This is a genomic window from Haloarcula rubripromontorii (assembly GCF_001280425.1).
Lineage (GTDB): Archaea > Halobacteriota > Halobacteria > Halobacteriales > Haloarculaceae > Haloarcula > Haloarcula rubripromontorii.
In genome coordinates, this window is sequence record NZ_LIUF01000016.1 from 1 (window position 1) to 6,109 (window position 6,109).

General features: G+C 52.7%; 6 protein-coding genes and 1 pseudogene. 4 read left to right on the forward strand and 3 right to left on the reverse strand.

Annotated elements, in window-relative coordinates; translation table 11 throughout:
• Both AMS69_RS19480 and AMS69_RS19485 read left to right on the forward strand, forming a co-directional pair.
• Positions 1 to 417, forward strand: a 417-nt coding sequence (locus AMS69_RS19480; protein WP_155120018.1) for an IS1595 family transposase, incomplete at its 5' end; no start/stop codon positions are given.
• 83 nt (positions 418 to 500) lie between these two features.
• Positions 501 to 770, forward strand: a complete 270-nt coding sequence (locus AMS69_RS19485; protein ID WP_053969690.1) for a hypothetical protein — start codon at positions 501 to 503, stop codon at positions 768 to 770.
• Positions 771 to 984: 214 nt separating this feature from the next.
• On the opposite strand, the gene AMS69_RS19490 is transcribed toward AMS69_RS19485, so the two are convergent.
• Positions 985 to 2,328 (reverse strand): SPL family radical SAM protein, encoded by a 1,344-nt coding sequence (locus AMS69_RS19490; protein ID WP_053969691.1) that lies wholly within the window; start codon positions 2,326 to 2,328, stop codon positions 985 to 987.
• A 312-nt stretch (positions 2,329 to 2,640) separates the two neighbouring features.
• Between AMS69_RS19490 and AMS69_RS19495 the strand changes: the two genes are divergently transcribed.
• A complete protein-coding gene (locus AMS69_RS19495) occupies positions 2,641 to 3,510 on the forward strand; it encodes a radical SAM protein (RefSeq protein ID WP_238378595.1) in 870 nt (289 codons plus the stop codon).
• A 7-nt stretch (positions 3,511 to 3,517) separates the two neighbouring features.
• Here the strand turns inward: AMS69_RS19495 and tcmP are convergent, their stop codons facing one another.
• Both tcmP and AMS69_RS19505 read right to left on the reverse strand, forming a co-directional pair.
• Positions 3,518 to 4,552 (reverse strand): three-Cys-motif partner protein TcmP, encoded by a 1,035-nt coding sequence (gene tcmP, locus AMS69_RS19500; RefSeq protein WP_053969693.1) that lies wholly within the window; start codon positions 4,550 to 4,552, stop codon positions 3,518 to 3,520.
• Between the two features lie 134 nt (positions 4,553 to 4,686).
• Entirely contained in the window at positions 4,687 to 5,826 is a 1,140-nt protein-coding gene (locus AMS69_RS19505) for an AAA family ATPase (protein WP_080508875.1), read from the reverse strand.
• A gap of 83 nt (positions 5,827 to 5,909) precedes the next feature.
• Here AMS69_RS19505 and AMS69_RS19510 point away from each other — a divergent pair.
• Positions 5,910 to 6,109 (forward strand): annotated as a pseudogene (locus AMS69_RS19510) (IS5/IS1182 family transposase); the annotation flags it as partial.

The following is a 6,109-nucleotide window of genomic DNA, read 5'->3' on the forward strand; positions in this document are numbered from 1 at the left end:
ACGTATGAGGGAGACAAACCGCCAGTGTTCACGCTCGTTGATCGCGGCAGCGGTCAGCGATACGTCGTCCCAGCGAAATCCACCGATGAAGCGACCGTGCGACTCCTTCTCGMCAACCACGAGAAGGAGTCGCTGACCGTCTACACGGACGGATTTCGGGCCTACGAWCCACTCGACGATGACGAGAGCTTCCACCGAGAATCAGTAATTCACGGTGACGGCGAGTACGTTGATGAAGACGCACACGTGAACACGTGCGAGAGCCACGCGTCGCTGGCGCGACGGTGGCTCTCGCCGCACCGAGGTGTCTCAAAAGACAAACTGACAGCGTATCTCAGACCGTTCCAACTTCGGCGACGAGTCCTCCGCAAACCGGGACGAGAAGCACTGAAACAGATTATCCGAGAAGTTCTCTGACTCACCAACAATGTACTTCACAAGAGCGATCGGGCTTACGGCTTATCCCTCTTATCACCTCCCACCCGATACGTCGAGTTGCAATGTTCGAAGCAGATCCGCTGACGATGGTCCAGTTCGCAACCGATACGGCACAGATGGCGATGCAGGCAGGTCCGCCGACAGACCTCCCCGCGCAGGTTCCGGACTTCGTCGGGAACATCCTAGCCGAGGTCAGCTCTGCAGCCGGCGGTGAGTCTGGTGGCCTCGGTGAGTCGATCAGCGGGATGACTCCTGGCAGCAGTGAGGCTGGGGCCGCTGAGAACGCAAGTTCGGCCGCGAACGGGGCCGCAGACAATGCTCCTAGCCGATAAGCACGCAGTGGTTCCAGCAGGAGGGCTTGATCGAGACAGTAGTGGAATGACGTTCCGGTGGTGAGCGTTTCTTTTGACGTTCTAGATCAGGTGTAGACAGCGTATAGTTGCCTGCGAGGAAATCGAGATTGTTGAGGAATGAGTGGTTCGGTGGGAGGTAGCAAACCAACACTGAGGCAATCCCGTTCCAGTTGTTGGTTAGCTATGCTGGTCGTTAGATAAGATGATCCACGGACTCGCCGTCCCGAGCTAATTCGGATTGCTCGGGTGACGAGTCTGGCGCACAGTCGGAGAACGATTCCGGTGAGACGGCCTGCTGCATTGCTTTGAGCTTCGAGCGGAGTTGCCCACTGGTCGACCGCACCAGCTCGTCGTCAGGCCAGGAATGGACCTGCAGGCCGTCGAAACGCGTGGCCACCTGCTGGACTGTGTTCAGCTGGTCAAGGGCGTACTCGACCCAGTACTGGTGACTGTCCTGCATCTGCTGGAGTTCTTCGACGACGTCATCGTAGCCGGCTTGCTGCGCGGCATCGAGACACTGCTGGAAGTTCGCGCCGCGTGGGTTGATTGGCTCGTGGAAGACGACGACCTCACCGAGCGCTCTGAAGTAGCTGAGCAGTTCGTGAAAGCCGTCCTCATCCATGGTTGGATATGTGGGGGACATCGAAACGAACACGGACACACCGGCCTGTTGGAGCGTATCCAGCGCCTGCCAGCGAGTCATCGGTGGCGGCGCGTTCGGCTCCATCGCCCGCACAAGTGTCGCATCGAAGGATGGGATCGAGGAGCCAACGGTAATCCTGTCGCCGGCAGCTTGGAAGAGTTCGATATCCCGAGTCACCGCGGGGCTTCGCGTGAGGATACGAACGGGAATGTCGTGTGTGATGAGCTCAGCGACAGCGCCGCGAGTAATCTGGGCTGTCCGGCGGTCCTGATAGCAGTCCGTGCCGCTGGACAGCATCACGACGCCGCGGCCACGGTCGGTCTGCTTGCGGTCGCTGGGATCACGCTCGTCGAGGATGTTGCCCAGTCGCTCTGGGAGGTCGTCTCGATATAGCAGGTAGCTTCCCCAGTCGGTCTGTGGATCGTCGACGCCGGCCTGCTCGGCGAGCATATCATCCCGGCTGTCGATAGCCGGCGTCGTTGGCACGTAGCAGAATTCACAGCCGTGCCGGCAGCCGGTGGCGACGTTGATGACGTGGTCACAGAGGCTCTTGGTGTGGAGGTGGGACTCGCTCATTACCGACTTCGTCGGGTCAGTGTTGACCGTGATACCCTGCTCGTCATGGCTGTCGGTATCAGTTGCACAATCCCAGCACAGCAGGTCTCCCTGTGGGTTGGCGGCAAAACGGTCGTTAATTTCGCTGTCACACTGGGTACACAGGAGGCCAGCCTGCCAGAGGTCAAGTCGCTCGGTGGTCCCGCCATGCTGGCGTGAGAGTTCACGCAGCTCATCGAGCGTTGGCTGGTCGTCGAACGTAGCAATGGTCGTCCCAGCGTGTTCGACGGCGTACGTCCGCTCGAACCAGCTATCGCCGGTGCCCCAGGTGAGTTCCATGCGTGTTGCTCCTACCTGTCTTTTTATACTGGACCCCATTAGAAGTCAGCCACGCGGAGTGAAAGTGAAACTGGAACTGGGTTGGTTGCATGCACTTATATCTAGTAGTAGACGAGAAAGACAAGATAACATATGACAGACGGTCACGAAGACGTACGGACGGGAGAGGACCCCACAAAGGCGGTTCTCAGTGAGTCGGGACTCAACAGCAAGCACCTGTGTGATTACGTTGTCAACGTAGCGACAGGCTGTCGCCACGGCTGCAAGTTCTGCTATGTGCCGTCGACGCCGAATATTCGGACGCGACCAGATATGCTCAAAGAGGAAGCCGACGTTGATAACGGCCAGAAAGAGTGGGGGAACTACGTCCTCTATCGGGATGGGTTAGGTGAACGGCTTGACGAGCACTTGGATCGGAAGCGCTCTTGGAATCCAACCAAACGAGGACAGGGTGTAGTTGGAGTCTCTTTTTCTACTGATTGCTATATGGATGGTCGTGCGGGGAAGATTACCCGCAATGTCGTGGATGCACTGACCAGCCATGAAAAATATACACGAGTCCTAACGCGAAACCCGATTCTGGCGCTGCAGGATTTGGATGTATTTCAGGATGGGGGCGAGCACGTTACTATCGGATCATCGATACCGTGTATGGATGCCGATCAAGTCGGAGCAATTGAGCCAAGTACACCAGCGCCGGAGTTGCGGTTAAAGGGCCTGAAAGAATTCAACGAACATGGCGTCCAGACGTTCGTCAGCATGAGTCCGACCTATCCCACGCAAGACAAGACTGACCTTCGGGAGCAGTTGGAGCGGGTTGCTGAGTGTGATCCTGCTGTAGTATTTCACGAGCCGATCAACCCACGTGGTGGGAACTTCGAGATGACTGTCGAAGCAGCGCGGGACGCTGGTGAAACGGAGTTAGCTGAGGAGTTGGATACGTTACGATCTCGTGACCAGTGGGTCGAGTATGCGACGAATCACCTACGGTGGGTTCAAGAGATTGGGCGTGAGCTGGACCTGCCTATCCATCTGTGGCCCGACAAGCAGTTGATCAAGCACGTCGACGAAGAGACAGCAGCGTGGTTGCAGTCCTGGCGGGAGCGCCAGTCGCCTGAAGAGTTTGCGGGACGGAATGTGCCGCAGGAGCCTGCGCCTGCCACCCCTGTCGGGGTAGAGTAGTGGTCTGTTAGTCGCAGAACTCTCCTAAACTGGACTGGTTATCGTCAGTATCGGTATTGTCTTCAGCGACAATCTCGTCGTCAATGTTCCCTGCAGGTAGGTACTGCTCAAGCGAGGATTGGTCATCATACAGAACGCTGTGGATATTGTCAATGTCCCCTGCATCAACGTCTTCAATAAATTCCTTAACATGGTCAATGACCTTGATATACCCATTTCCTCCTGAGATATCACGGGTTGCGTAAACGAGGTCATATTCATAACTTCCTACGTTAGCATCGACGTTCACAGTCCGCTGGACAGCCCGATTCCTTTGTGCTAAACAATCCTCGTATAGACCGCGCATTACTGGTCTGATATCACTATTTGGTAGATTCTGTTCATTCAGGTCGCAACAATAGAATTTATTTAATTTCTCAGGAACGGGTGTAGTAGTCGCATTACGGCCGATAGCTGAGGCTATTGGGAGGTTGATGAGCAGATCGCCCCACGGCTTAGGAGTCAGTTCCTCTATAGCATCCCACCTAACATTCAATTCTTGATTGTCAATGAAACAGTAATAGTTGAATTGCCCCTCGCTGTTCTGCCAAATGTCACTGACGACCTCCGGAATTTTCTGATTTGCATCGCCTCTCTTTATTACTAATTCCTCTGGCTTTTCGGCGTCGTCATGAGTCGAAAAAATATACTCCATCCTTGCTTTCAACGCATCTGCTTTGTCATCGTCATTCTCAATAAGATACATTTTTTTGAATGGCTCTTGCGCAACCTTAGCTGCAATTACCGGGGAGCCAAGGAAACACGACTCACCGCTATTATACGTTGAAATCCCCGAACCAGCAAGCGCGTCAATATAGTAGAGGTCATCAAAATCGTTGTTGTAGAGGACCTTTGTGTACATATTAACCGCAGCAGAGTGGAGTATTAGTTTCAGGACAGACCAACTATCAAAATCATTTGTGACTGGAGATATATTACGGATTTCCTCTGAATCCTGCTTGAGAGATTGAATTCTTTTTTTAATATATTCAGACGAATCCATCGTATAACCTGATGATGTAATGCAGGATGTTAATTATTACTTGATGATTTGTTTACGTGATTATTCAGGTCAATAGAGATATTGTATATCGGTTTTAAGAGGAATTTAGGTTAGGGGAATCGAGTTCTCAGAAGTTAACTGCCATTTTCGGCTAGATCCGAGACACCGACCTGTCCATCCTCAGTGCCGAATTCATCGGTATCCACACTCCCTCCGATTTTCTGTATAAGATGGGCTATTAGCGTCGCATAGTTCTCTTCTGTCTCATCGTCAATTCGAGAATCGTCTTCACGGGCCCAATCAGCGATAGTCCGTGCGACTTCACGCTTGTTTATTCCGTGCATCTTCGGACCAAATTCTCTATTAACCTCATTAGTTAGTTGATTTTGGTCTGGTATCTCTAACTCGTCAACCTCACTCTGGTCGATTTCCTCGTGTGTCGCAGCGACTGCATTCAAGTAGAGATCTGTCGATATCAAATCTTCAATCTCAGCTTTGTAGTCGGCTAATGCTGGAATCGAATCATGCAGAAGATGGATATGCTCTTCATCCACCCCATAGTCTGTCTTGAGATTATCCGAGTGGTCTTCACCCGCAGTGTCAGAATCAAAGAGGCAGACGTACTCATACCCCTCGGCTTCGAATATCTTTGCATACTTTCCCATCTTCGAAGCTCCCATAGAGTCAATTACGGCGGTCTTCTCCTCGTCAAGACTAGGATACCTAGTTTCTTCAAACGACTCTGAAAAACCCTTCAGATAGGTTTCATCTGCGGTCCCCTCAACCAGAATATTGCGTTTGTTGGCGAAAAGTGAGTCAGCAAACCCTGCACCGATGACTGCTCTCACCGAAGCAAATGCATCGTCTCCCGAGGCGTCGTGTTGTGACATCTTCTCCATGACTCGTGTTCCTAGCTTGTCTCCCTGTGTATCCACGAGTCGAATCTCGGATGTGTCATCGCTGTTGATCAGGAACGGGGAGTGTGTGGCCATGATAATCTGGTTATCTTCAGCAAGTCGTTCGAGGGACTCACGGAGGTCTTTTTGAGCGTCAGGGTGGAGGTGAACACCGGCATCATCTAACAGAATCAGATTGTCTTGGAGTAGGTTGTCTGAGTTTGCTAGAAGTTTGACGAAGAAGGATAGGAAGTATCGGAACCCTTCACTGCGGTAAGATGGCAGATCGTATTCACTCCGTTCATTTGTCCCTATTTCATCATCATTAGCAATCAGTAGCGAGACTGTCCCATTCCCGAATTCAATTTCGAAATCAATGTCTTCGGCTGTGTTGAATCACTAGATGGCGACGGGATAGGTCGCTAAATCAAAGGAGTTGAAGCGGGAGACTGCGAATGGTCATGACGCAAATCTCCCGCTTCACTGGCGAGATTGTCCCGATTTCTCAAAGAGTTACTGGCGATGGAGACGAATCCGCCGCCCCGGAAGGTGGCGGCGGATTCGCCGACTATGCGCTCGTCTCCCTCCATTGTCTGCGGATTTACCTCGACACGTCCTACCGGATGACGATAGACCTCCTGAAGGAGATGCCACAAATAAC

Excerpts from the sequence above, each read along its gene's own strand:
- tcmP (WP_053969693.1), bottom strand. The coding sequence starts at position 4,552 with ATGGATTCGTCTGAATATATTAAAAAAAGAATTCAATCTCTCAAGCAG.
- AMS69_RS19490 (WP_053969691.1), bottom strand. The coding sequence starts at position 2,328 with ATGGAACTCACCTGGGGCACCGGCGATAGCTGGTTCGAGCGGACGTAC.
- AMS69_RS19485 (WP_053969690.1), top strand. The coding sequence starts at position 501 with ATGTTCGAAGCAGATCCGCTGACGATGGTCCAGTTCGCAACCGATACG.
- AMS69_RS19495 (WP_238378595.1), top strand. The coding sequence starts at position 2,641 with ATGCTCAAAGAGGAAGCCGACGTTGATAACGGCCAGAAAGAGTGGGGG.